General features: G+C 52.5%; 1 pseudogene. It reads right to left on the reverse strand.

Annotated features, from left to right (window positions below):
• Positions 1 to 434, reverse strand: a pseudogene (locus ACTHUT_RS22210) (glycogen/starch/alpha-glucan phosphorylase); the annotation flags it as partial.

A 434-nucleotide genomic window follows, 5' to 3' on the forward strand; every position in this document is an offset into this window, starting at 1 on the left:
CTTTTTCGCTAACTGTTTGGATGGACCAAATATCGCGGCAGTAGTCTGCGATAGAGCGGTCGGATGAGAAGAAGCCCATGTTGTCGATGTTGATCAAGGCTGATTTGCGCCAGGCGGATACGTTGCGTTAGTGTTCGTCCGCTTTGTATTGCGCGTCGATTTAGCTGCGGAAATCGGCCATCAGTTGATAGAAGTCGCCGTATGGTTGCAACACGTCGTTGTAGCGGTTTGGCTCTTCCGTAGAGAAAGTGCCTTGGCTGATTTGGTTGACGACGCGGCGCAGGTCGCTGTCTCGTTCGATATAGCTCAACGGGTCGTAACCGTTGCGGCGGATTTCTTCGACTTGATCGACGGTGTTACCGAAGATAAAGCAGTTGTCCGCGCCGACTTTTTCCAAAATTTCGACGTTCGCGCCGTCCAGCGTACCCATGCAG

Source organism: Neisseria sp. P0022.S010, from assembly GCF_051956635.1.